The sequence below is a fragment of the Novacetimonas hansenii JCM 7643 genome (assembly GCF_000964405.1).
GTDB classification, from domain to species: Bacteria; Pseudomonadota; Alphaproteobacteria; order Acetobacterales; family Acetobacteraceae; genus Novacetimonas; species Novacetimonas hansenii.
The window spans coordinates 1-23,915 of record NZ_BANE01000079.1 but is presented as its reverse complement, the minus strand read 5'-3'; the positions used below and the strand labels follow the sequence as shown (position 1 = coordinate 23,915).

Genomic DNA, 23,915 nt, shown 5'->3' with positions numbered 1-23,915 from the left:
AGCTCTGATCGGCAAAACCTTTCAATCCCCATGCAGGAATCCGTTATACCTATACCCATGAGCTATATCCCCCTTTCCGGCCTTTCGCTGCGGGACATTGAATATGTTGTTGCGGTGGATGACCTGCGCAACTTTTCACGTGCGGCAGAACGCTGCGGCGTCAGTCAGGGCGGCCTGTCGGAACAGGTGCGCAAACTTGAAACCCTACTGGGTGTGGTGCTGTTCGAACGTACCCGCCGCCATGTCGCCCCCACCCCGCAGGGTGCGCGCCTGATCGCGCTTGGCCGAGAGGTGCTTGCCGCCGCACGTGCCATGATCGAGGCCGCGCGCGTGCAGGCTGGCCCGCTTGAAGGCATGCTGCGTATCGGGGTCATCGCCACGCTTGGCCCCTATTATGTTCCCAGCCTCCTCCCATTGCTGCGACATGCATATCCGCAACTGCGTCTGCAACTGACCGACAGCCAGACACTGCCCATGCTCCAGATGCTGCGCCATGATGAACTTGATCTGGTGTTTGCCGCCCTCCCCGTCAGCCATGATGCCCTGCATTGCACACCGATTTTCGAAGAACCGTTTGTCGCTGCCTTTCCTGCGCAGCACCCTCTGGCGGCGCATCAGGGGTTGGCGATGGGGGAACTGGACGGGCCGGATCTGCTGCTGCTTGAAGAAGGGCACTGCCTGCGTGAACAGGCACTTGCCCTGTGTGGCATGCCCCCACATCATGACCGGCAGCGCCTTGCCACCAGTCTGGAAATGCTGTGGCATATGATTGGTGCTGGCGAGGGATATTCGCTAATACCTCATCTTGCCCTGCGGCATCGCGGTGAATGGGAAGACCTGATCACCACCCTGCCTCTGTCGGATGCGCGGCGCACCATTGGCCTGGTGTGGCGCGCATCCGACCCGCGGGAGGACGCATTTCGCGAGTTCGCGGCATTCCTGCGTGAAAACACGCCAGATGGCTGCCATCCGGTGACTGATCCCGATCAGGGCGGTTATGGGATACAGGGGTAACAGTCCCCCATCCCGTCAGGTATCATGCCTGTCACCGGTCCGGGTGGCGCGATGCGTCGCCACGTTCACCACGTTCATGGAAAATCGGCCTTGATCCCACAGTCTTCCTCCCGGTCATCACGGCCTGATATGTTTACATCATGGCGTATATGGCTGTTACGGCGTTTCGGGGTGTATGCACATCTTCCGCGTATGTTCCGACAGTTATGGCAATGCAGCCCGGCGCTGACACTCGGCAGTATCGGATTGCGACTGGTGCAGGCGATCCAGCCGCCCCTTGCGCTCTATGTCGCGAAACTGATCGTCGATGACGTCATACGCCTTGACGGGCATGCGGATTCCCTTGCGGGTTCGCCCCGGCTGGAAATGTGGCTGGCGGTGGAATTCGCGCTGATTATCATGTCAGACCTGACATCACGCGCGATGGCCCTTGTCGATGCGCTTTTGAATGAACGTTATATCAACGCCGTCAGCATTGCATTGATGGATCATGCGGCCACACTTGACCTGGCGCAGTTCGAATCGAGTGAATTGCAGGATCTGCTGGAACGTGCCCGGCGGCAGGCATCCGGGCGCAACAACCTGCTGGTGCAACTGTTCAACATTGGCCAAACGGCGCTGACGGCCGTGACGCTGGTGATCGGGGTAGTTGCTTTTGCGCCGTGGATGGTTGTTGTCCTGATTGTCGGCCTGTTGCCTGCCGCAGCGGGCGAGGCCCGTTTCAATGCCGAAGCCTATCGCCTGATGCGGGCCAAAACGGCGGAGCGGCGGGAGATGGAATATCTGCGCCATGTCGGGGCCAGTGCCGAACATGCCAAGGAAATAAAACTGTTTGGATTGGGCGGGTTCCTTGTCGGGCGCTTCCGTACGGCGGCCAACACTGTCTTGGAACAGAACCGCGGGCTTGCCCTGCGCCGGTTCGGATGGAGTGGCCTGTTCGCCGCGATCGGGTCACTGGCCTATTACGGTGTTTATATCATTATCGTACGCGATACGGTGCGGGGACAGTTTTCGGTGGGGGATCTGACATTCTTGTCGGGTTCATTCCTTCGGTTGCATAGCCTGCTATCCAGTCTCCTGCTGGGGATCACCCAGACGGCGGGACAGGCGCAGTATCTTGATGATTTCTTTGCATTCCTTGACCTGCGACCGGTCATTACCACGCCTGTCGTGACGCAGCCTTTTCCCTCCCCCATCCGTCATGGCATCCGCTTTCGAAATGTCGGTTTCCGCTATCCCGGAACGAACCGATGGGCGCTGCGCCATCTGGAACTGAGTATCGGCGCCGGGGAGACCGTGGCGCTGGTGGGGGAAAATGGCGCGGGCAAGACCACCATCGTCAAGCTGCTGACGCGCCTGTATGAACCTGATGAAGGGGAAATCACGGTTGATGGCGTCTTGTTGCGCGATATGGACCTTGATGACCTGCGTGCCCATATCGGGGTCATTTTTCAGGATTTTGTGCGCTATAGCCTGACGGCGGCAGAAAACATCGCCGTCGGGCGTATCGGTGCGTTGGAGGATAGCGCGCGGATCATGGCGGCAGCCCGCGAAGGGCTGGCCGATGGCGTCGTAGAAAAACTGCCGCTTGGGTATGATCAGCCCCTTGGCAAGAGGGTCGCAAAAGGACGGGACCTGTCCGGTGGGGAATGGCAGAAAATTGCCATTTCACGTGCCTATATGCGTGATGCAGACCTGCTGATCCTTGATGAACCGACTTCGGCGCTGGATGCGCGTGCGGAAGCGGATGTGTTTGACCGTATGCGTGCGCTGCGCCAAGGCAAATCGGCGCTGGTGATCTCGCATCGTTTTTCCACCGTGCGCACTGCTGATCGTATCATTGTCCTGGAACATGGCCAGATACTGGAATCTGGCACACATGATGACCTGCTGGCCCGCAATGGACGTTATGCCGAGCTGTTTGCCCTTCAGGCGGCAGGATACCAGTAAGAGACTGTTTGAAAAGTCAGGTTCAATAACATCCTGAAATTATAAAGGTTTTTTTGTGAAGATTTTCCCAAAAAGCTTCAGAAGACGCCGCCTGTTTGAAAAAAAGGCGGCACCCAAAAACTTTTCTTATTTTTTATCAACGGTTTGTTTTCAGACAGTTCCCAAGGAACAATATGGCCGCAAGCGTCGCGTGCTAACCCGTGCAGGCGATAAACAGCGTCATCGTCAGAACCGACAGGATGGCGCTGAGAAACAGGGTGGATGCGGCCTCACGTTCATCAACCCTGAAGCGTACGGCAAGGATCACCATCACGGTCCCCACCGGGATCGACAGCGCAAGAACTGCTGCGCGGATGGTATCATGCGGCATCCCAACCAGCACCAGTACGCCCCACGATACCGCCGGCACGATAAGATTGCGTGCAAGCACCGTCATGACCACGGGCAGAGTTATGGATACACGTTGCGCAAACAGCACGATCCCCGATGCAAAAAGTGCAACCCCAGCCGCAGCATTCCCCAGGAGACCAAGTGAATCGAGCAGTACCTTGGGAAGATGCAGGTCCATGACCACAAGCATCGTGGCAGCGATGGGAGCCCAGACGATCGGTTCCTCCAGCGAGGACAGGATCTGCCTGTGGACACTGACTGGCGTGGTCACGCTGCCTGCATCCGCATTCTTGGCCAGCAACATGAAACATAGCGGCGTCTGCACCAGCACCATGGCGAATACGGCAGCGGAAATGGCGACGGTGGCGCTGCTGTGCCCGATCAGGGGAGGTAGCATGGCCGAACCGATAAAAGGTACGGATGGTGCGCCAATTGCCAACCCCTGTAATGTCGAGGTGGAGGCATCACGCCTGAAAACGTGACGTGACATGAAGTACGCCATGACAAAGCTCGCGCACATCAATGAAAATACGGACACCGCAAGTGGCACCTGCTCCGCCAGGATTGCGCGGGGGGTATTGGTGATCCCGACGAACAGGTTCAGCGGAAAGGCATACAGCATGACCATCCGGTTCAGGGTGGAAACCTGTTCCCCGTTGAAATCCTTATGCCATCCCGCGCGATAACCAAGGGAAAACACCACCACAAGCGGTAGCATCGCGGCAAGTATGTTTGAAAGCATGCAGTCGTGTTTCCCATGATATGCAGGGTCAGGTCAGTAAAGTTCTGGCACCCCCATAATATTTTACAGGGGTGGCGGATTATGGAACGGGGATATGACCACGGTCTTGTTCATGACCGTTCACAGGGCGCTGATCCCGCGCCACAGGTCGATCTTGCCATCGCGGGCGTATGTGTCGATCCGCGTCAGTTCGTCCCTGCTGAAATGAAGGTTGTTCAAGGCATCAAGTGAATTATCCAACTGCGCAACATTACGTGCGCCGATCAGCGCGGATGTCACCCGCGGGTCGCGCAATATCCATGCGATGGCCATCTGGGCCAGACTTTGCCCCCGTTGCGCCGCCAATTCGTTCAGGGCACGCACATGCGCCAGGTTTTCCGCCCCCAGCATGTCACGACTGAAGGACTCCCCCCGTGCCGCCCGGGACTGATCCGGGATTCCATGAAGGTATTTGTCCGTCAACAATCCCTGCGCGAGTGGAGAGAAGGCGATACACCCCACCCCGAGTTCCGCCAGCGTATCAAGCAATGACACCTCCACCCATCGGTTCAGCAGGGAATAGGAGGGCTGGTGGATCAGCAGGGGCACGCCTTCCGCCTTCAGGATTGCCACCGCCTCACGCGTGCGTTCCGGTCCATAGGACGATATGCCGACATAAAGCGCCTTGCCCTGGCGCACCATCTGCGTCAGCGCGCCCATCGTCTCCTCAAGGGGAGTATCAGGGGACGGGCGATGGGAATAGAAAATATCCACATAATCAAGACCCATGCGACGCAGGCTCTGATCCAGGGAAGCAAGCAGATATTTGCGTGATCCCCCCATCCCATACGGACCAGGCCACATGTCCCATCCCGCCTTGGACGAAATGACCATTTCGTCACGGTGGGCGGAAAAGTCTTTTTTCAGGATCTGGCCAAAATTTTCTTCGGCGGAGCCATAGGGCGGACCGTAATTGTTTGCGAGGTCGAAATGCGTGACGCCACGGTCGAATGCCCGACGGATAACCGCACGTCCTGTTTCAAACACGTCGCTTCCGCCAAAATTCTGCCATAACCCAAGGGATATCGGGGGCAGATCCAGTCCCGAGCGACCACAACGCCGAAAGTCGGCCCGTTCATAACGGCGTGCATCAGGAACCCATGTCATCTTTTCTGTCTCCCCCTGTGGTTGATACCGCAGGGTCAACGATATACGCCAATAAGGAGAACGGGAAAGAGGGCGATGGCCATACATCGCACGTGGCACAAAGCGTTATGCTGGGCGCCTTGCTACAGGCATCAAGGGATTACCTGCCGGGGATTTCTTGGGAAATCCGCGGAAAACATGGGATTTGTGGAAGAATTCGATATTCGCGAACCCTTATCCCATCCGATGGGTATGTGCAAAGCCCCCTCATCGAAACCTGTCTGCGTTCTTGATGCTGCGATCATATAAAAGGACGTCCTGATGATAGATCGCATGAATGCGCGCGGTCTGCCGTCCGGTCAGGACGATATCGTGATCAAGGCTTTCATTAAGGTGCTGGATACGCACGCCACGGAATGCGGGCAGGACCCTGTGCAGGTTCGCAACAGCCGACAGCGGAACCAGATGATCCACCAGCACCTGTTCGGAACGGTCATTGACGTACCATGACTGGGGACGAAAAATATGATCCATTCCATAAATCGAACGGGCGTTTTCGACATGGTCGAGAGCATCATCCACCGAACGGAACTTCATGTAACGATCACGAAACGTATCCACAACCTGTCGATGGCGGCCACCCCCTGCCCTTGCATAACAGTAAGAGGAGACAAACCGGGCAACGGGATCGCGCAGGATGGCAACGCTGGGTATTTGACGCAGGGTTGCCGGGGCGGTCCGGGTAAAGAAATGCATTGTCTCATGTAACATGGGACGACCGTACAGTGCCGTGGCAATGGATGTCCCGGCATTTTTCGGCACATGAATGAACAATACCCCCCGTCGTGCGATCAGATCCATGCGCTGCCGACGTTTGCGTCCATGTGGGACATATAACCCGCGATCCGCCGCCCATTCATGAAAATCTGAAGGAAGTTCGAATCCCATCCCACGCGTCAAAGAATGAAATAAACCTTGGGACAAGGTGGAATGTGAGGCCGTGTATCGCGTATTCACAGAACATTCGGGGGTAGTAATATTGGCTCTCATGATATTGCGATCTCTGGCTGGTAATGAAATCCAGGAAAACACTCTGGAATACAGGCAATGCCTATCATACCCACCACGGAAATCGAGCCATGGATGATGCTCTGTTACTTTATTTTTCATAAAAACTACATGATAGAAAAATTTTGTTACATTAATAACCAAAAAATCCAGACATGATTTGTAATTTATATTTTGAAATATTTCCCTGCATTTGATGCATGGTCAGGATTGTTATTTTCCATTACTGTTTTTGCCCATTATTTGCGGATGGTTGCTATTCCCCAAAGGAACGCTTAGGCTGCATCGTCCCCCATGTGTCTGCTATTCATTATTGAGACATGACCACCGACATGATCGGACATCCATGTTCTTATATGGTGCCCAATCAACAGGGCTGTGTGTAACACCGTGATGGGGGCGGCCATTTACAGGGGTCAGGCAGGCTGTCTGTCAGATGGATTTCCACGCACTGCCCAGAACTGTCACACAGGGAAGATGGTGCTGGGCAGGGCGGTATTTCTCTCACTCAAAGATCCGTCAATCCTGTTCGAAGGAATGAATTCTCCCTGAAAATAATAATCATGTGTGATAATATCTTGTGAACATCCCAAAGCTATACCCGCCTGTCGTGATTATTTTCATGCAGATTCAAGGTGAAGGCTGCTGTCCTGCCATGTTTTACCCTTCTGCATTCCCTGAAATTCAGGGTGCATCCAAAAACAGATTCAGCAGGTTCAGAAATTCTGCCGGGGCCTGTGCATGTACCCAATGGCCTGCATCTGGTATGACCTCCAGTTGGTAATGCGGGAAAAGCTGTCGCATCACAGGATAATTTGCAGGCTGGATATAGGGTGATCGCCCCCCGGCAATAAACAGCGTCGGGCCATCATAATGTATTTGCGCGCCCGGTTGCGGCCATCCGATAATGGCAGGCATCGACGCCACAATATCCTGAATGCCGATATTCCAATGCGGATGTTCCCCAAGGGTAAGGTTCGTCATCATCAGATCACGTATCGGCTTTTCCTCAATAAACTGTTGCAGGAGAGCATCTGCCCCTACCCGGTCCAGCATGGCGGGCAGACGTAACGCCGCCATCTTGTGCGCAAGCTGGTATGACTGTGCAAATCCCCCTGTCGCCGGGGCGATATCGGCAACCAGCAGGGAATGCACATCCGTGCAGAAAGACAGGGCAAGCATCATCGCGACCTTTCCCCCCATTGAATGGCCGACAACCGTGGCAGGTAATGCATCGTGCGCCGCCAGTGTCTCGCGCACGTCAGCGGCGAGGGTAGGATAGTCCATCGCCCCATGAGGGCTTTGCCCATGGTTGCGCAGGTCAAGCGCCAGTGTACGTCGTGTGGTTGCGATGCGCCGCTGGAAAAACCCGAAATTACGTCCTCGCCCGAACAGGCCATGAAGGAAAACGACAGGAGGACGTGACAGGTCGCCGTTTTGCGGTCCCTGTTCAATCATATTCAGCAACATAGGCAGAAAAACTCCTGTTTTCAGTCTGGTCTCGTTCCCTATCCTAGGGTAATCGCCCTCCTGCCGCCCGTCATAACTTTGTGGGGATGGCTACCTAGCGGAATTGACCGCGAAATCCGCGTATGTTCCGGTTGTTCAAACATCTTGATCCGCGCCGGATGACGGGAACATGCATCGTGGAAAACACGCCGAAACTGATCCAGTCCATCGAACGGTCCGCAGCCATATTGGAAATCATTGCACAGGAAGGCGGCGCCGCGCGATTGCAGCGGATCGCATCCGTTTCAGGTATCGGCAAGACGACAGCACACAATATCCTCCAGACGTTGGGCCAGCTTGGTTATGTGCAACGCAGGCCGGGCGATATGCGATATCATCTTGGGGGACGTATCCTGAATCTTGCGCGTATCGCAGGGGACGACACGAGGCTGCGCACCCACCTGCGTCCGATGCTGGAGGCCATCGCGCGTGAAAGTGGCGCCACCGCCTGGCTGGCTGTACCCAGTGGCGATGAAGCCACCTATCTCGACATCGTGGATATCGCCAATCCCGCGATGGCGACATCGGGCATAGGCCGTCGTGAAAGGCTTGAAGGGTCGGCTGTGGGTCTGGTTTTCCTGGCCTTTGTCCCCGGATTGGGAAAGAGGGTACTGGCAACCCGTGCCAATGCGTTGGGCCAAAATATCCGCACACAGATCGAGGCGGTACGGATAAGTGGATACGCACTGGATTTACAGGCCTATCAGGCCGGACTGCATGGTGTGGCCATCCCGTGGCGTGAAAACGGGGAAGTACGGGCCAGTATCTGCCTGACGGGATCAGCGGCGCAATTTCCCCGGCACCGGCTTGCACGCATGGCATGGATGATGATGCGGCATGCCGGATGTGCGCGGTTCAACAATGCTGAATAAACCTGTTTTCCCGGCCACAGCATGTTCCCATGCCGGGGATGATGGTTATTGTGCGTTTTCCATTCGGGACAGCGGTTAATAGGACAGGTGCGATGAAATTATCTTCTGCAACACTCATGCTGAACGCTGCCCTGACCGAGGCGCAGCGGCTTGGCGTCAGCGTGTGCATTTCCATCGTGGATGCCGCAGCATGGCCTATGGCCTTCATGCGTATGGATGATGCCCCGCTGGGGGTCATAGATGTCAGCAACAAAAAGGCACGCACGGCAGTGCTTTTTCAGATGGACAGTGCAGATTTCGCAAAAATTGCCCACCCCGACGCTGGTGCATATACGCTGGAAAACACCAACGGTGGCCTGACCAGCTTTGGTGGCGGTCTGGTGCTCAGGGCGGCTGACGGTGTGCTTGTGGGGGCAATCGGCGTTTCTGGCGCCTCCACCGAAGATGACATCGCCATCGCCCGCGCCGCGGCAAATATCCTAACGGCCTGAATGGCCTTTGTCCGGGAACTCTCATGACGATTGAAACCGCACCGCCCAAGCCCATCAATGGGATTGTTGTCCCTCCCCGTGGCAGGACAGCGGCGCTGCTTACGCTGACATTCGGCACGTTCGTCGTTGGCACCGGGGAGTTTTCCATTATGGGAATGCTGCCCGAATTCGCATCGTCGCTTGGCCTTTCACCCGCTGATGCCGGATATGCCATCACTGCCTACGCGCTTGGCGTGGTGATTGGCGCGCCGCTCATCACCGTTCTGGGTGCGCGCCTGTCGCGACGTGAACTGCTGTTGCTGTTATTGCTGCTGTTCTGTGCTGGCAATGTCCTGAGCATCCTCATGCCGACGCCTGGACTGGTGGAGGTCGCGCGGTTCATCACCGGCCTTCCCCATGGCGCACTATTCGGGATTTCCGCACTGGTGGCGGCATCCATGGTTGAACGGTCCCGACGTGGCTGGGCGGTCGGGCGTATCCTGTCCGGCATCGCGATTGCCACGTTGCTTGGCGCACCATTTTCAACATTCGCCGCCGATCATATGGGCTGGCGCGTGGCGTACCTGATAATCGCCGTCCTTGGCTTCGTCGTCTTCCTTGGGGTCCTGCGCTATATTCCGGCTGACACACCCAACCGCGCCAATTCCCCCCTGCGGGAGGTCACGGCACTGGGTAACACGCAGGTGCTGCTGACACTGCTGACGGCGGCCATCGGGTTCGGGGGCATGTTCGCCATCTATACCTATCTGACCAGCGTGTTGCAGGATGTGACGCATGTGCCTGAATGGCTGGTCATGGTGTTCATGGTCGTCTGGGGGCTGGGCATGCTGGCCGGTGCGAATATCGGTGCATGGATCGTGGACCGTAACCTGGATCTTGCTGCAATTTTGGCACTGGCGGGCAGTATCCTGGCCATGGTGGTCTTCCCGGTACTGCTGCATAACATCTATGGCTTGATGCTTGACGTCTTTCTTATTCCCGCGTTTGTCAATGCACTTGGTCCCGCGCTACAGACGCGCCTGATGGATTTCGCAGGGGATGCACAGACGCTTGCCGCCTCGCTCAATCACTCGGCCTTCAATATCGCCAACGCGCTGGGGGCCTCGCTCGGCAGTCAGCTTCTTGCGTGGCATTATGGGTATGGTGCACTTGGCATGGGGGGGGCAGTCCTTTCGCTTGGGGGGCTGCTTGTCTATCTTCTGGCGGTGGCAATCCTGAAGAAAAGCGGTATTGCCGAGGTCCGCGAACCGATCCTGTAGCCCTGTTATGTGGCCTGTCGCGTGGGGCAGGCCATGTTCCTGCCCCACACCCGCCCCCGGTTTCAGGTGATTGCACGCGGAGACAGCGTGCGTGCAAGTGCTGCTAGCGCATCAAGCTGACGGGCCAGAAACTCCCGCGTTGCGACATCGCTCAGTTCCAGCGTCTGTGCATCCACCTTGCCTGTCACCTGCCCGATCATTGCTTCGGGCCGGTTAAGCACATAGGCGTCGAGGAATACGAGACTCTGGCGCAGATGATATTGCGCCCGTGCGCCCCCGATCATTCCCGGGGAGGCGGTTACAAGTGCCACGGGCTTGCCAGCCAGCGGTTGCGGCGACACACGCGACAGCCAGTCGATCGCATTTTTCAGAACACCGGGGACGGAGTAGTTATATTCAGGTGTCACGATCACCACGGCATCCGCTGTGGCGATCTGTTGCGCCATCGTCAGCACCGGGGCAGGAAATCCCTCTTCCTGCACATCCTGACTGTAATGCGGAAAGGTGCCGATGGAGCCAAGCGGAGTGATGGCAATCCCTTCCGGTGCGATCTCCGGCAGGGCACGTGCCACTGCTGCATTGAATGACGCCTTGCGCAGGCTGCCCAGAAGGGTAACAAAATGCAGGGGGCTGGTCGTGGTCATGCTGCTTCTCCATAAGGGTATGAGGGTTACAATCGGGTATTCGCGATGCTGCCGCCCACGTTGCCCGGCCCGACGATAACATCACATATGGCGGGAGAGACTTGTTCAACATGGTGACATTAGCAGTCGCGGAAGGCGAATATCCGGCATTCCAGAGCTGGAAAGATGAATTTTCCGCCATTGCCCCGGATCTGGACATCATCTGGTGGGAAGATGCCCAGTGTATCCCTGACCGTGTGGATTACCTGCTTGTATGGAAGCCTGCGCATGGTGCTGTTGCGCGCTTCAGGAACCTCAAGGCGATATTGTGTGCGGGCGCGGGGGTGGATCATCTGCTGGCAGACCCGCACTGGCCCCATGACGTACCGCTTGTGCGCATGGGGGGCAGGGAAACGGCTGCCCTGATGGAGGAATATGTGACATGGGCGTGCCTGTCCCTTCTGCGCGAAACCCGCACATGGGCACGGCAGCAGGAACGCAGGATCTTCCATCGTAGGTTGGTGACGCGCACGGCTGCCACCACGACCGTCGGGATCATGGGGATGGGGCATCTGGGCGGGCATGTGGCACGGCGGCTGCATCACTTCGGGTTTAAGGTGCGCGGCTGGTCACGGACACGACGCGAGGTTCCGGGCATCAGATCATTTGCAGGGGCAGGCGAGCTGGGGGAATTCCTGTCGCAGGTCGATATCCTTGTCTCCCTCCTGCCCAACACGGCACAGACACGTGACATGATCGACGCAGCCCTGCTGTCGCGGCTGCCGCGCGGGGCCATGCTGGTGAATGCCGGGCGTGGGGAACAGGTGTGCGAGGTCTCCCTGCTTGCGGCACTTGATAATGGCCACCTTGCGGGGGCGGTACTTGACGTTTTTCGGGAGGAACCCCTGCCGATGGCCTCCCGCCTGTGGGAACATCCGATGGTGACGGTTACACCCCACGCCGCCTCTGAAGCATCCCGGACGGAGCAGGCTGCCTATCTGGCGGAAGTCATTCACGAAATCGAGCATGGTGTGCCCCCTGCCCTTCTCTATGATGCAGGACGTGGATATTAGGAATAGGATGGGCAGCACCTGATCGAAATGTTCCAAACCACATGATGACGAAAGATGCGCCAATGCAGAAGCGCCGCATGGGACTGGTGATGATGGGTCTTGTAATGGGGGTGGCCGCGTGCACCACCACCCAGCCCGCGATCCAGGCGCAGATGACCGCCGGGCAACGTATCTATCGCGCACCGGGAACGGTGGATGACCCATGGGGGCCATATATCCAGCAGGCCGCCAGCCAGTTTTCCGTTCCACAGGCGTGGATACGTGCTGTCATGCAGCAGGAATCCGGTGGAAAACAGTATCTGGATGGGCAGTTGACCACATCAGGCGCGGGTGCAATGGGCCTGATGCAACTGATGCCCGAGACCTATGCCGACATGCAGGCGCAATACGGGCTTGGTGGTGATCCATATGACCCGCATGATAACATCATGGCAGGCACAGCCTATATCCGGCAGATGTATGACCGTTTTGGCGCCCCTGACTTTCTGGCTGCCTATAATGCTGGTCCGGATCGGGTGGAGGAATGGCGCCGCAATGGTGCGCCATTGCCTGATGAAACCGTGCAATATGTGGCGGCCATCACGCCCAGTCTGGGAATCGATGCATCGCCCCTTCGCGCCCCCACCCTGCTGGCACGGGCGGATGGGGTGAACCCGGATGCCGCCTATGTGCCCCCAGTCAATGCTTCTCCGGTCAAGGCTTCTACTGACACGGCGTCTTCCACTACTTCCGAGCCTATCAGGATGGCGGCATCCCTGTCACGGACGGCGGATGGCTGCCTGCGTAATGCCGATGCGGCCTATGACCCGGCGGCGCCCTGCCTGATGGATCAGGATACACCGCATGATGATGGGGGGAATGCGCCCTCGATGACGGCTGGCGCCATCGCGATTGCCGACAGCGCCCCCCTGCCCGGTACACAGACGTCATCTGCACCATCCCCCATACTTCATGCCGCAAGCTATATACCCACCCCGCCGGGGCAGTGGGCGGTGCAGATCGGCGCATTTTCCACGGATGTGGAGGCACGTCAGGCCCTTGATACGACACGCCAGATCATCGGGGCCGGACGTGTGCCTCTGGCCACCATGGTCATGCCGGTTCCGGTTGCTGGTGGCACGCTTTATCGTGCCCGTTTCGTCGGGTTCGCCGCCGACGATGCATTGCGGGCGTGCCAGACATTACATGCGCATGCCATGGCATGCCGGACTGTGCCCGCACATGCATGATGTACTATCATTGGTATCGGAAACATCCTGCATGCACCTGGGCCCTCATCATGACAGACAAGGATATGACGTGACGATAACACGCACAGCGGCAATGGCCGTGTTTCTCCCCTTGCTTCTCGGTGCATGCCACCACCACAGGACACCTGCCCTCATGACACATCAGGACCCATCACATGTCCAGTCGATCGGCATGCCCAATCCCGCATCCGCACATTGCATCAAAATCGGCGGGCGGTTGGAAATCCGTAACGATGCGGATGGTGCAGTCGGTATCTGCCATTTGCCTGATGGCACGAAAATGGAGGAATGGGCGCTGTTCCGCAGGGATATGGGCCAACGGTAGCCAGTAGCTGTTTTGTGATATGGATCATGCGTCATCATCCCTTTTTCCCGATGTCGCATGTCCCATATCGGATGTGCCGGGCAATGTTCGTTCCGGCATGGAGGTTGCCATGACAATGGGAACACAATACCGCCCCACGCCAGAGCCGGAAATGCATCCCGGTCGCAATACCATGGACTGGCTTGGAATTGGCATTGTTGTGCTTACACTGGCGCTGTGGGGCGCGCTGATGGTGCTGTAGGCACCGCGAAGTCCTTTAATATTGTTTGTGCAATATGTCTTCCCACACTCGGGAGGGTTGGATGTCCATGTACCTGCGCCAAACCGCATATAATAACATCCCACGACTGCGTGGGCCGAACCGTTGGGATATCGTTGGTCCCACCCTGCTTGCCGTCGCTTTTGCCCTGTCAACGGCATTGATTTTTCTTGAATGACAGGGAACATGGGAACACGAAACCCGGTCAATCAATAAAGCCGGGTTTCGTGCCCCAATCTGTCGGCAGGTTACGGGGCCGGATTGGAATGAATCTGGTGAATGGCGTTGATCTTTCCTTCCAGCTCCGGGGACATGCTTATTTCCGTCGATCCCAGAATTGTCTTAAGCTGTTCAATACTCGTGGCGCCAATAATGTTGGATGTCACAAATGGGCGCGACGTTACAAAAGCAACAGCCAGTTGTACCGGGTCCAGCCCCAGTTCATGGGCGAGGTCGATGTAAGCGCGGATTGCAGCATCCACACCAGGTTTTTCATAACGTTGCCCACGATTGAACAAGGTGGTGCGTGCCCCCTCAGGCCGGGCGCCATCGAGGTATTTTCCCGTCAAATAGCCCTGCGCCAGAGGGGAATAGGCCAGCAGGCCCACCTTCTCCCGCATGGCGATTTCAGCAAGGCCCGTCTCAAAAGTACGATTAATCAGGTTATATGCATTCTGGATTGATGCGACACGTGGCGCACCGGTTTTCGCGCATGCCAGATATTGCGACACCCCCCATGCCGTTTCATTGGACACACCGACATGTCGGATTTTCCCTTCATTGACCAAATCGCCCAATACGCCAAGCGTGTCGGCAATGGGAACTTCGTCCGGATCGGGGGTGGCCGTAAAAGTCGTTCCCCCTTCGCCGAACAGGCCAATGCGACGATCCGGCCAATGTAGCTGGTAAAGGTCGATGTAATCTGTTCCAAGGCGACGCAGGGAGCCTTCTATCGCGTAACGGATCTGTTGTGGGCTCAACCGGGTTTCTTCTCCGCCGGGTCGGAACCATGGCATCGTACTGCGCCCCACCACCTTGGTTGCGAGGATGACCCGGTCGCGGCCACCACGGGCCCTGAGCCAGCTTCCGACAATCGTCTCCGTGGCGCCATAGGTTTCCGCACGGGGCGGAATGGAATAAAGTTCGGCAGTATCAATGAAATTGATGCCATGTTCCAGCGCAAGGTCAAGCTGTGCATGACCTTGCGCTTCTGTATTTTGCTGTCCGAATGTCATTGTGCCCAGGCAGATTTCACTGACCATAATGCCTGTACGGCCAAGTTCTCTTCGTTTCATCCTAAAATCCATCGCTTGAAGCAGCACATGACTGCCGGGGACGCCGGTGCGGCGCATCGGAAACAAGTGTGGCAAGGGATTCCATATGGCGCAACCATCCCCGAAATCATTGAAAGCGGGCGGTGATTGCATTGCACCTGCGTGTAACGCCTGTCTGGACATATTGTGTATGCATATTGGAAATTGCGTATCGAAAGAACATTGGTCCCTTCAAGGATGTAAGATACATACGCCTCCCCCAATGCAGGCCACGTATAACCCCAGACATGCTGTCTTTTATGCCTGGTTCCTTCTGTTACATGATGTCCGACGTCTCTGCTGCCCTGCAAAGGAAGGCTTGACAGATATTTTTTCCTACATTCCAATCCTGTCTTTATCCTGAATGCGGCATAGGAAATCCCGACAGATGTTTCGATCGACCTGTCTCGTTACGATATCGTTCTGGTCACTTCTGCAGGTGGCTCATGCGGCGCAGGAACCTGCTGGCGCCGTATTCCACATTACCCCAGGCCGCCCCGTGCCGGAACTGATGGATTATGCCCTGAAAGCCACTCCCCCTGCACCCTCAGCGCAGGAAAAGAAACCCGACCTTGTCGATCTTTCCAGCCTGTCGCCGCTTTTCCATTTTGACGTACGTTATGCCACAACACGGAATTTCCTTAGCTATCCCGTTTATTCCTCATCCCATGCGTATTTGGAACGTCCCGCGGCACAAGCACTGGTACGGGTACAGCGCGCCCTGCATTCACAAGGTTACGGTTTGCTGATTTATGATGCATATCGACCGTGGTACGTCACGAAACTCTTTTGGGATGCAACGCCTCCCGACAAACACCAGTTTGTGGCCGATCCTGCGGTGGGGTCTATGCACAACCGGGGATGCGCGGTTGACCTGACGCTTTATGAACTGAAATCCGGCCTTCCGGTGTCCATGCCCAGCGGGTTTGATGAAATGACCCCGCGTGCCTATGCCGATTATACCGGTGGCACACAACAAGAGCGGAAAAGCCGGGAAATCCTGCGTCAGGCCATGGCACGAGAAGGTTTCACACAGCTTCCAGAAGAATGGTGGCATTTTGATTACAAGGATTGGCGGGATTATCCGATACAGAATCTCCGTTTCGAGGACATCCCCCCTGTTGTGAAACGCACAGCGGCACCATAAATACACAATATAAAACCCGACATTAATTCACATATAGATAGTTTAAAACTAAAATATTTATAAAAAACTATAAGTTATTCATAAATTTTATTATTTTGTTTTCCAACAATATATATTATAAAATATTATTTAAATAATATAAAAACGATGACTTCTTCATGCAGAAAATTTTAAATACTCACCTATACATCTTTACGGGGTGGCCTTACATTGGTCGCAGCTCCCCCCAGGAGATCAGTTCGCTGGTACAATCGTCATGTTCAATCTGGCACTCGATCAAGGGCGGCCCTTCATGGTTCTTCAATGCCTACGCAATTGCATTGGTCAGTTCCCCACCTGTCGTCACACGTAGACCAAGCCCTTTTCCATCTTCCGTATTGAAGGCGGTCATCAACCAGACGAGGATATGATTCAAGACCTCCAATCCCGACCTTCACGGATCCACCGGTAGAAATTCTCTGTACCTGCATGATCGTGAAGGGGAAAATGATCTGGCAGTTACTGCCACTGGCACCCAGTCGTGACAATATCAAATGGCCTCAACGATCTGCTGCAGGTTTGTGCACGGGGAGCAGTCCAACCGCCCCTCCTTCGCAGCATCAGGGCGCAATCAGGGCCCACAGTGCATCACACAGTTCACTTACATATTTCCTGATTGCCCCGACGATACTGCGCGCAGATGGTTTCAGTCGAAGCCATCATGATCTCATCAGGTTATCGCAAACCCATGGATCATACCGTGCAAAAATCACCCGATTCATTTTCCATCAGTTGCTGAACTGTGTCAGCGCCAATCCGACCGTGGACCGTAATGGACAGGTGTCGTTGCCGAGGTTGCTCACACTTATTATATTGGTGGTGACGATGCCACGATTGTATCAAAGCTGTTTGGGAGCAGATATTTGAAAAGTAATGACAGAACACTCTGGCGTTGCCTTTATCTCAAAGGCAATATCCTTCAAATATGCTGATAAAAGATTTCCTACTGTCAGCGCAAGGCATCTTCCACCAGTTCCTCCAACGACATTCCCACCCCTTCGCTGGCAAGCAGCCTATCAAGGAACCCATCGATCGCCAGCACGGCCAAGCCATGTACACGTCCCCACAGGGCGGCACGTGTTCCCGCGCATGTGTGTGATGCCTGCCGTTCCTGCATCCCTTCAATCACCTGTGTCAGCATGGCTGATGTCCGGCTTGACGCCAGGGCTAGTGCAGGTGTGCTGCGATCAATGGCGTCACTGCGAAACATAAGGGTAAACAGACCAGGGTTGAGAATGGCAAAGCGCACATATGCCATTCCCGTTGCATGCACCCCTTTTTCCAACACCGGGGAAAGCGTTGCGGCCAGTTCTTCATATCCCATACCTGCAAGCGCACTTAGAAGGCCGGTCAGGTTACCAAAATGCGGTGTTGCCGCTGCTGAAGACACACCCGCATGCCGCGTGATGGCGCGTAGCCCAAGAGCAGCAATGCCCTGTTCCTCCAGCAGATGACGTGCAGAATTCAGCAAAGCCGCACGCAAGTTGCCATGATGATAGGCTTTCCTGCTTCCGCCTTTCCGCCTTGGCGCAGGGCACGGCAAAGCCAATATCATATGATCGTGGGAACTTGACACCTGCTTGCCCTGATGGTCATTCTTTACAGTGTTAAGTTTAAGCCCGCATGGCGGTCAAGCAAAAAGCAGGCTGCCTTATGGAAAGGATTCCGCGTGCGTTTTCCCAGCCCTGTCCGCACCCTGACCTGTTTTGCCGCAGGCCTATGCCTTGTCGCCCTGCCATCCATCGTTCACGCAGCGCCCATCATGCATGAAAGCAGGCCGGGACAACTTACTGCCACGGCCTCGCTGCCTGAAGCATTCGGCCTGCCGGATGCGGGACGTGCCATGCGCATTACCTACCTTTCCACAAACGGCATTACTGGCAATGGGCTGGTACCTGTTACGGCCGAAGTGATCCTTCCCCCCGGTAAGCCCCCAAAGGGAGGGTGGCCTATCGTTGCATGGGCACATGGCACTGTGGGGGTGGCGGATCATTGCGCCCCATCCTCCAATCCATGGACGGATCGTAACAAGCAGTACCTGTCGACCTGGATGAAGCGCGGATTTGCTGTCGTAGGTACCGATTATCAGGGGCTGGGGACACCAGGCACGCATGCTTATCTGGATACGCGGGTTGAGGCGTACAGCCTGCTTGATGGGGTTCGCGCTGCCCTGTCCTCCACCCCGGAACTACGTAACAGGGTCATGATTGTCGGACAGTCGCAAGGCGGTGGCGCCGCATTTGCATCTGCGGCATTTGCCCCCACTTATGCCCCCGACATCGATATTCGTGGTACGGTGGCGACCGGCGTGCCGTATCTTACGCCGGAACTGTTGAAACAGCTCATGACGACTTCCGCCACACGGCAGCAGGGCGCGACGTTTGACCCTCTTATGGTCTATACCCTTTATCTCGCACAGGGACTGGCTGGTTATGACCCCGCCTTCCGACCACAAGATGCCTTCACCGCAAAGGCCCTGCCCGCCTATCAGGCCGCGAGTGACCTGTGCGTGCATGAACTGACCGACCAGGTGAAGGCTGAGGGCCTGACGTTCGGTAACTCGCTTACACCGAATTTTGCAAAGGTCCTGGCCCCGGCACTCGCTGCGATGGCATACCCTACCATGAAACTGAATCAACCCTTGTTCATAGGCACAGGTGAACTGGACCGCGATGTTCCGCCACCGTTGCAGTTCGGCCTTGTCAAGGCTGCGTGTGCAGCAGGAACAATCGTGCAGGCACATCTTTACAAGGGACTGGACCACAGCCAAACGGTCAATGCCTCCCTGCCGGATTCAGCCGCGTTTACGCAGGCGGTCATGGCAGGAAAACCCGTAACGCCACACTGCACGCCCACCGCGCAGTGATTATGCGTAAACAGCCCGACAGACCACATCACATTTATCGTGGGCACATGCATATGTTCTGGTGAACAGCTATTTCCCATTCCCGAATGCAGCCCTGCTCCCACCGGCCATATGCTTGATGGGGAAGCGGGTCAAAGCACTGGTCCGACCATCGCGAGGATATTGTTCCATAGCACCCGATGGATCGGCCAATGTATCACATCATCAAGCGTCACGCGTGCGGCCGCAGCGGTGTAGCTTTGCTGCCTTTCGTATATGGCCGCCGTAAAATCCCGATCCACCAGCAGGATATTATTTTCAAAATTAAGGTCGAAGCTACGCCGATCCAGATTTGCCGATCCGATCATGGTCATATGGCCATCTACCGTAAGTGCCTTGGTATGCAACAGGCCGTAGGGATATTCATGGATCATGACGCCGGCTTCCAGCAGTTCACGATAATAACTGCGGCTGGCACCCGCGACGATCCATGAATCATTACGACGCGGTAGGGTCAGGACCGTTTTTACACCCCGCCGCGCCGCCGCGCATAGGGCGGCCTGTATCGGTTCATCCGGAACATAATACGGCGTGGTGATCGTCAGTTCCCGCGCCGCTGCATTCATGAGCGAGACGAATACCTCAGGCATTGCCGCATAACGGACTGCGGCACTTGTGCCAATGACCTGCGCGACGAATCCTTCTTCCACCGCCATGGGAGGCGGAGCAAGGAGAGGTGTCAGATCCTCGTCCGTATGGGCGATCCAGTCCGTCGCGAAAAGATGCTGGTTCTGAAGCACGACGGGACCTTCGAAACGTGCGACAAGATCTACCCACGGTGCAAAGCGGGCCTTGACCCGGAATTCTGGATCGGCGCAATTCTGGCTTCCGCAATAGGTGATCCGGTTGTCAATCACGACAATCTTGCGATGGTTTCGCATGTCGAAACGTCCCCGGAAAGGACGCTGCAAAAGATTTCCGATCGGCAATGCGCGCACAACCCGCACCCCGGCCGCACGCATATCCCCCCAGTGGTGGCTGTGTATCAATCGCCGTGATCCAAGATCATCGGCCATCACACGGCAGACAACCCCACGAATGGCCGCACGTTTAAGGGCCTCGACAACCTTCATACCATTATTATCAGACAACCAGATATAAAAGCTGATATGGACATGTGCGCCTGCGGCATCGATATCGGCAACCATAGCCGTGATCGCAGCATCGGAATCCGACATCAGCCTGGCCCGGTTACCACCGGCGGGAGGATAGCCACTGATCGACTGCCCCACCCGGAACAGGGGTGCAAGGCGGGGCGGAAGGCCGAAATCATGTTCGGCGTCAATGAGGGCATCATTCTTTTTTCCCGGAACCGGCAGATCCCGGATTGCTTTGTGGATACGCTGGACAATCCGCCAGTTGAGGTGCGTTTCACCCAGCAGCAGGTACGTAACCATCCCCAGAACAGGCAGCGATCCGATAATCGCAACCCACGCCACACGTGATGCTGGCTGACGATGGGGTCTTAACAGCACCCTTCCAATAAACAGTAACTGACACCCAAGGGTCGTCGCACCAACCCAACCCCACCCCATATCGTTCGCCCCGCCCTGATCCGGTAACGCCTAAAGCCGCATGAAATGGTATCGCGTGCATGGCGTATGGGCAATATTGACCTGTAACCTCCTGCTTTTCCTATAGATATCAGGCCTTCTGTATTCTTGGGTATCCACGCTCCACAGCGAAGCTGGCATAAGTTGATAATTTGCCATCACGTTGCGTGACCTTGTCGAGCACCTTAAGGTCGGCATGCCAGACATCACGTCCGACATCGCACAGCACATAGCCACGTTGGTCCGTCGTTGCCATAAGCTGCGGGTTCTCACGCCGGACCGAACGGCTGAAACTGTCGTTATCCCCGCCCCCATCCGAACCCGACGATATGGATGTCGCAAGAAATTCCACCGATACCGGGCTGGAATCATTCCCATCAAGAAGAAGGTTCCCGGCAAAGTGACGATGTGCATCTCCCGTCACGTTTACTACATTCCCGGGGCAGTTCTGCCTGATGAACTGCAACAGGCGATTGCGGCTGTACATATATCCAGACCATTGATCCATGCTGTACAGCAACGCGCCATGATCGGATTTGCGAAAGGCAAGATTCATCATCATGACCTGATGGGCCAGCAGGTTCCACCTCGCATCTGAATGGGCAAGGCCATTGAACAGCCATTGTTCCTGCTCCCGTCCCATCATTGTCCGATCTGATGACCAGACATCCTTCCCTTGTGCGGCGAACTGATCCCCATATGCCTGGTCACTGCGATACTGTCGTGTATCAAGCACGAATATATTCATCAGGTCGCCATAACGCAGGCTGCGGTATATCTGCATATGATTACCATCGGGCAGCGAAGTCAGGCGCAGTGGCATATGTTCATAATAGGCCTGCATGGCCGATGCCCGGCGCAGTTGGAATATATCCGGTGGTGTGCCGTCCTGATCACTGTCCCCGGCCCAGTTATTATCGACTTCATGGTCATCAGACGTGACGATCCAAGGTACTGCGGCATGGGCCGCCTGCAGGTCTGCGTCCGCCTTATACTGTGCATAACGGCGACGATATTCATCAAGTGAGTAACATTCAGGTCCGACATGACGGCGCAATACCTGAAACGATGTGCTGTTCGGCGTTATGCCGACCTTGCTGCCGCCACTTTCATAAATATAGTCACCATAATGGAACACGAAATCTATTGGTTCGTTCGCAATATTACGCCAGGCAGTATAATATCCCTTTTCATAATGTTGACATCCTGCTGCGGCGAACCTTACGCGCGCGGGGGATTCATCGGGTTGTGGGAATGTATGGCTGCGTCCGATCGTGCTGTCGTAACCGGCAATGCGGAAGCGATACCAGTATGGTCGGTCAGATTTCAGACCTGTCACTTCCACATGCACCGAATGCCCCAGTTCAGGATGGGCAAGAGTCTGCCCCCGACGCACGATATGCGAAAGGGCCTCATTTTCACCTACTTCCCATATTACCAGCATCGGGCGGTTATTATCCATACCCGCGTCAAGCGAAAGTGGCGCAGGGGCAAGACGTGTCCAGATTACAAAACCATCTGATGAAGGATCGCCTGATGCAACGCCAAGTTGAAAAGGTGATATATCAAATTTCGGATTTTTATCGAGGTTAACCGGAGTAGCAGCCTTCAAGGCCCTGATCCGCGTAGAAAGCAGCAATCCTGTGCCTAAGCCTGCCAAAACCTGCCTGCGTTTTAGAAATACCATGAAAATCCCTTTCTGGATCTGAATATAAAATACAGATTTCTGCTCTGTCTGCCTTTGCTCCCAGATCCAGAATGCCTTGACCCGATCATTGAAGATCCTCCCTTACATTATGTAAAATCGTCAGGGGACCTTGTGTAATATTTTTATGAATTTATATTGATATGAATCTATGCGCTTATACAAAATATTAATATAATATTTTACAAAACTTAAAAAATATATTTATTTTTTTAATCATATTATCAGTAAATAATTTTATTAATACTTTTTATATTGTGTGCGAGAACGAATATATTTCTTGGAGATTGTTTTAAAATAAACCCTTGATAAAAATAAGAAAATTTTGCGATTGCCGTTTTTTTGAAAAAGGCAACGTCTTCCAAAAATTTCCAGGAAACATTCACAAAAAAACCTTGATATTTTCTTGATATTATTTATTCAAACTTTTGAAATAATCTCTGAAATTATAAATCAGAAAGTAATCTGATTGATTTTTCGCAGGACTCTACGGATATGGGCGATCATCAACCACGCGTGGGATAATGATATTGTTGCCTCGATATCCTTCGTAAGGCGCCGGCAGCGTCCAAGCCATGCAAAGCTACGCTCCACAATCCAGCGTTTGGGCAGGACGACGAAGCCTTCGGCCCGATCGCTACATTTGACGACCTCGATCGTCCATCGGCCGAGTGCAACCCACGCACCACACAATTTCTTGCCAGCATATCCCCCATCATCGATCAGATAGCGAAGCCAGGGAAATAAGAACCTGATTCGGGCCGCGACCCGCGGCGCGCCGTCGCGGTCCTGGATGTCGGCAGGATGCACTATCGGGCACGGTTCTCAGCGCTCCACATCAGCAACTCCTTCAAATCAGGCGCGCTGACAGAAAATCATAAACGATTCCAATCATTCAGCATGTTCTTGGACGGACACATAAGAGCGCAATCAATCTGAAATTGAAAAACCTGAATATCAAAAAAGGCCCCGGTTAAACCGGAGCCTTCCTTGGGGTTTTATTGATCTGATCAAGTCAGGCCTTTCGGGATGACAGGCAGGATCAGTTGGAACTGGAGTTTGAGTTTGAATCTGAGTTGCTATTCCGGTTCCAGTCACCACCGTTACGATCACCGCCGCCATGACCGCCCCAGCCACCGTTCTGGTTGCCGTTATTCTGGCCGCCACCATTCTGGTTCTCGCCATTGCCGTGACCGCCACGACCGCCCCAGCCGCCGTTCTGGTTGCCGCTATTCTGGCTGCCACCATTCTGGTTCTCGCCATTGCCGTGGCCACCGCGACCGCCCCAGCCGCCGTTCTGGTT

Annotated in this window: 21 protein-coding genes and 1 pseudogene; 12 read left to right on the top strand and 10 right to left on the bottom strand. The window is 55.3% G+C overall.

Annotation, left to right across the window (positions count from 1 at the left end; translation table 11 throughout):
* Nucleotides 1–57 precede the first annotated feature (57 nt).
* Complete coding sequence (locus B7G66_RS06575) at nt 58–1,014, top strand: hydrogen peroxide-inducible genes activator (RefSeq protein ID WP_003619766.1); 957 nt, start codon at nt 58–60, stop codon at nt 1,012–1,014.
* Nucleotides 1,015–1,206: 192 nt separating this feature from the next.
* Nucleotides 1,207–2,964 (top strand): ABC transporter ATP-binding protein, encoded by a 1,758-nt coding sequence (locus B7G66_RS06570; protein WP_174805740.1) that lies wholly within the window; start codon nt 1,207–1,209, stop codon nt 2,962–2,964.
* 193 nt (nt 2,965–3,157) lie between these two features.
* Here the strand turns inward: B7G66_RS06570 and B7G66_RS06565 are convergent, their stop codons facing one another.
* The 4 genes from B7G66_RS06565 to B7G66_RS06550 all read right to left on the bottom strand — a co-directional run bounded on the left by B7G66_RS06565 (nt 3,158) and on the right by B7G66_RS06550 (nt 7,759).
* On the bottom strand, nt 3,158–4,096 hold the full coding sequence (locus B7G66_RS06565; RefSeq protein ID WP_003619762.1) for an AEC family transporter: 939 nt from the start codon (nt 4,094–4,096) through the stop codon (nt 3,158–3,160).
* Between the two features lie 120 nt (nt 4,097–4,216).
* Nucleotides 4,217–5,242: an L-glyceraldehyde 3-phosphate reductase gene (gene mgrA / locus B7G66_RS06560; RefSeq protein ID WP_003619760.1), complete on the bottom strand. Its 1,026-nt coding sequence runs from the start codon at nt 5,240–5,242 to the stop codon at nt 4,217–4,219.
* 246 nt (nt 5,243–5,488) lie between these two features.
* Nucleotides 5,489–6,082, bottom strand: a complete 594-nt coding sequence (locus B7G66_RS06555) for a sulfotransferase family 2 domain-containing protein (protein WP_239016130.1) — start codon at nt 6,080–6,082, stop codon at nt 5,489–5,491.
* A gap of 891 nt (nt 6,083–6,973) precedes the next feature.
* The gene (locus tag B7G66_RS06550) at nt 6,974–7,759 is read right to left on the bottom strand and encodes an alpha/beta fold hydrolase (RefSeq protein ID WP_003619756.1); all 786 of its coding nucleotides are present in this window, start codon (nt 7,757–7,759) and stop codon (nt 6,974–6,976) included.
* Between the two features lie 176 nt (nt 7,760–7,935).
* On the opposite strand from B7G66_RS06550, the gene B7G66_RS06545 reads away from it, so the two are divergent.
* From B7G66_RS06545 to B7G66_RS06535, 3 genes are all read left to right on the top strand, one after another.
* Nucleotides 7,936–8,670: an IclR family transcriptional regulator gene (locus B7G66_RS06545; RefSeq protein WP_237700309.1), complete on the top strand. Its 735-nt coding sequence runs from the start codon at nt 7,936–7,938 to the stop codon at nt 8,668–8,670.
* A gap of 92 nt (nt 8,671–8,762) precedes the next feature.
* Nucleotides 8,763–9,161, top strand: coding sequence for a GlcG/HbpS family heme-binding protein (locus B7G66_RS06540; RefSeq protein WP_040510774.1), 399 nt, complete (start codon nt 8,763–8,765; stop codon nt 9,159–9,161).
* Nucleotides 9,162–9,184: 23 nt separating this feature from the next.
* Nucleotides 9,185–10,420, top strand: coding sequence for an MFS transporter (locus B7G66_RS06535; protein WP_003619753.1), 1,236 nt, complete (start codon nt 9,185–9,187; stop codon nt 10,418–10,420).
* A 62-nt stretch (nt 10,421–10,482) separates the two neighbouring features.
* Here the strand turns inward: B7G66_RS06535 and B7G66_RS06530 are convergent, their stop codons facing one another.
* The gene (locus B7G66_RS06530; RefSeq protein ID WP_003619752.1) at nt 10,483–11,064 is read right to left on the bottom strand and encodes an NADPH-dependent FMN reductase; all 582 of its coding nucleotides are present in this window, start codon (nt 11,062–11,064) and stop codon (nt 10,483–10,485) included.
* Between the two features lie 110 nt (nt 11,065–11,174).
* On the opposite strand from B7G66_RS06530, the gene B7G66_RS06525 reads away from it, so the two are divergent.
* The 4 genes from B7G66_RS06525 to B7G66_RS18950 all read left to right on the top strand — a co-directional run bounded on the left by B7G66_RS06525 (nt 11,175) and on the right by B7G66_RS18950 (nt 13,932).
* On the top strand, nt 11,175–12,116 hold the full coding sequence (locus B7G66_RS06525; RefSeq protein ID WP_003619751.1) for a 2-hydroxyacid dehydrogenase: 942 nt from the start codon (nt 11,175–11,177) through the stop codon (nt 12,114–12,116).
* Nucleotides 12,117–12,157: 41 nt separating this feature from the next.
* Complete coding sequence (locus tag B7G66_RS06520; RefSeq protein WP_237700308.1) at nt 12,158–13,345, top strand: lytic transglycosylase domain-containing protein; 1,188 nt, start codon at nt 12,158–12,160, stop codon at nt 13,343–13,345.
* A 154-nt stretch (nt 13,346–13,499) separates the two neighbouring features.
* On the top strand, nt 13,500–13,691 hold the full coding sequence (locus B7G66_RS06515; RefSeq protein ID WP_003619748.1) for a putative hemolysin: 192 nt from the start codon (nt 13,500–13,502) through the stop codon (nt 13,689–13,691).
* A gap of 109 nt (nt 13,692–13,800) precedes the next feature.
* Nucleotides 13,801–13,932, top strand: coding sequence for a hypothetical protein (locus B7G66_RS18950; protein ID WP_264986174.1), 132 nt, complete (start codon nt 13,801–13,803; stop codon nt 13,930–13,932).
* 266 nt (nt 13,933–14,198) lie between these two features.
* Here the strand turns inward: B7G66_RS18950 and B7G66_RS06505 are convergent, their stop codons facing one another.
* Nucleotides 14,199–15,245: an aldo/keto reductase gene (locus tag B7G66_RS06505; protein WP_040511910.1), complete on the bottom strand. Its 1,047-nt coding sequence runs from the start codon at nt 15,243–15,245 to the stop codon at nt 14,199–14,201.
* 406 nt (nt 15,246–15,651) lie between these two features.
* On the opposite strand from B7G66_RS06505, the gene B7G66_RS06500 reads away from it, so the two are divergent.
* On the top strand, nt 15,652–16,410 hold the full coding sequence (locus B7G66_RS06500) for a M15 family metallopeptidase (protein WP_003619743.1): 759 nt from the start codon (nt 15,652–15,654) through the stop codon (nt 16,408–16,410).
* A 988-nt stretch (nt 16,411–17,398) separates the two neighbouring features.
* Here B7G66_RS06500 and B7G66_RS06495 read toward each other — a convergent pair.
* Complete coding sequence (locus B7G66_RS06495) at nt 17,399–18,004, bottom strand: TetR/AcrR family transcriptional regulator (RefSeq protein ID WP_048858937.1); 606 nt, start codon at nt 18,002–18,004, stop codon at nt 17,399–17,401.
* Between the two features lie 114 nt (nt 18,005–18,118).
* On the opposite strand from B7G66_RS06495, the gene B7G66_RS06490 reads away from it, so the two are divergent.
* On the top strand, nt 18,119–19,315 hold the full coding sequence (locus B7G66_RS06490) for a lipase family protein (RefSeq protein WP_003619740.1): 1,197 nt from the start codon (nt 18,119–18,121) through the stop codon (nt 19,313–19,315).
* A 131-nt stretch (nt 19,316–19,446) separates the two neighbouring features.
* Here the strand turns inward: B7G66_RS06490 and cls are convergent, their stop codons facing one another.
* From cls to B7G66_RS06475, 3 genes and pseudogenes are all read right to left on the bottom strand, one after another.
* The gene (gene cls, locus B7G66_RS06485) at nt 19,447–20,889 is read right to left on the bottom strand and encodes a cardiolipin synthase (protein ID WP_040510773.1); all 1,443 of its coding nucleotides are present in this window, start codon (nt 20,887–20,889) and stop codon (nt 19,447–19,449) included.
* Between the two features lie 109 nt (nt 20,890–20,998).
* Nucleotides 20,999–22,594 carry an alkaline phosphatase D family protein gene (locus B7G66_RS06480; protein WP_040510772.1) on the bottom strand — a complete coding sequence of 532 codons (1,596 nt, stop codon included), beginning with the start codon at nt 22,592–22,594 and terminating at the stop codon, nt 20,999–21,001.
* A 471-nt stretch (nt 22,595–23,065) separates the two neighbouring features.
* Nucleotides 23,066–23,425: pseudogene (locus B7G66_RS06475) on the bottom strand (IS5/IS1182 family transposase); the annotation flags it as partial.
* A 307-nt stretch (nt 23,426–23,732) separates the two neighbouring features.
* On the opposite strand from B7G66_RS06475, the gene B7G66_RS06470 reads away from it, so the two are divergent.
* On the top strand, nt 23,733–23,915 hold a 183-nt coding region (locus B7G66_RS06470; protein WP_048858936.1), incomplete at its 3' end, for a hypothetical protein.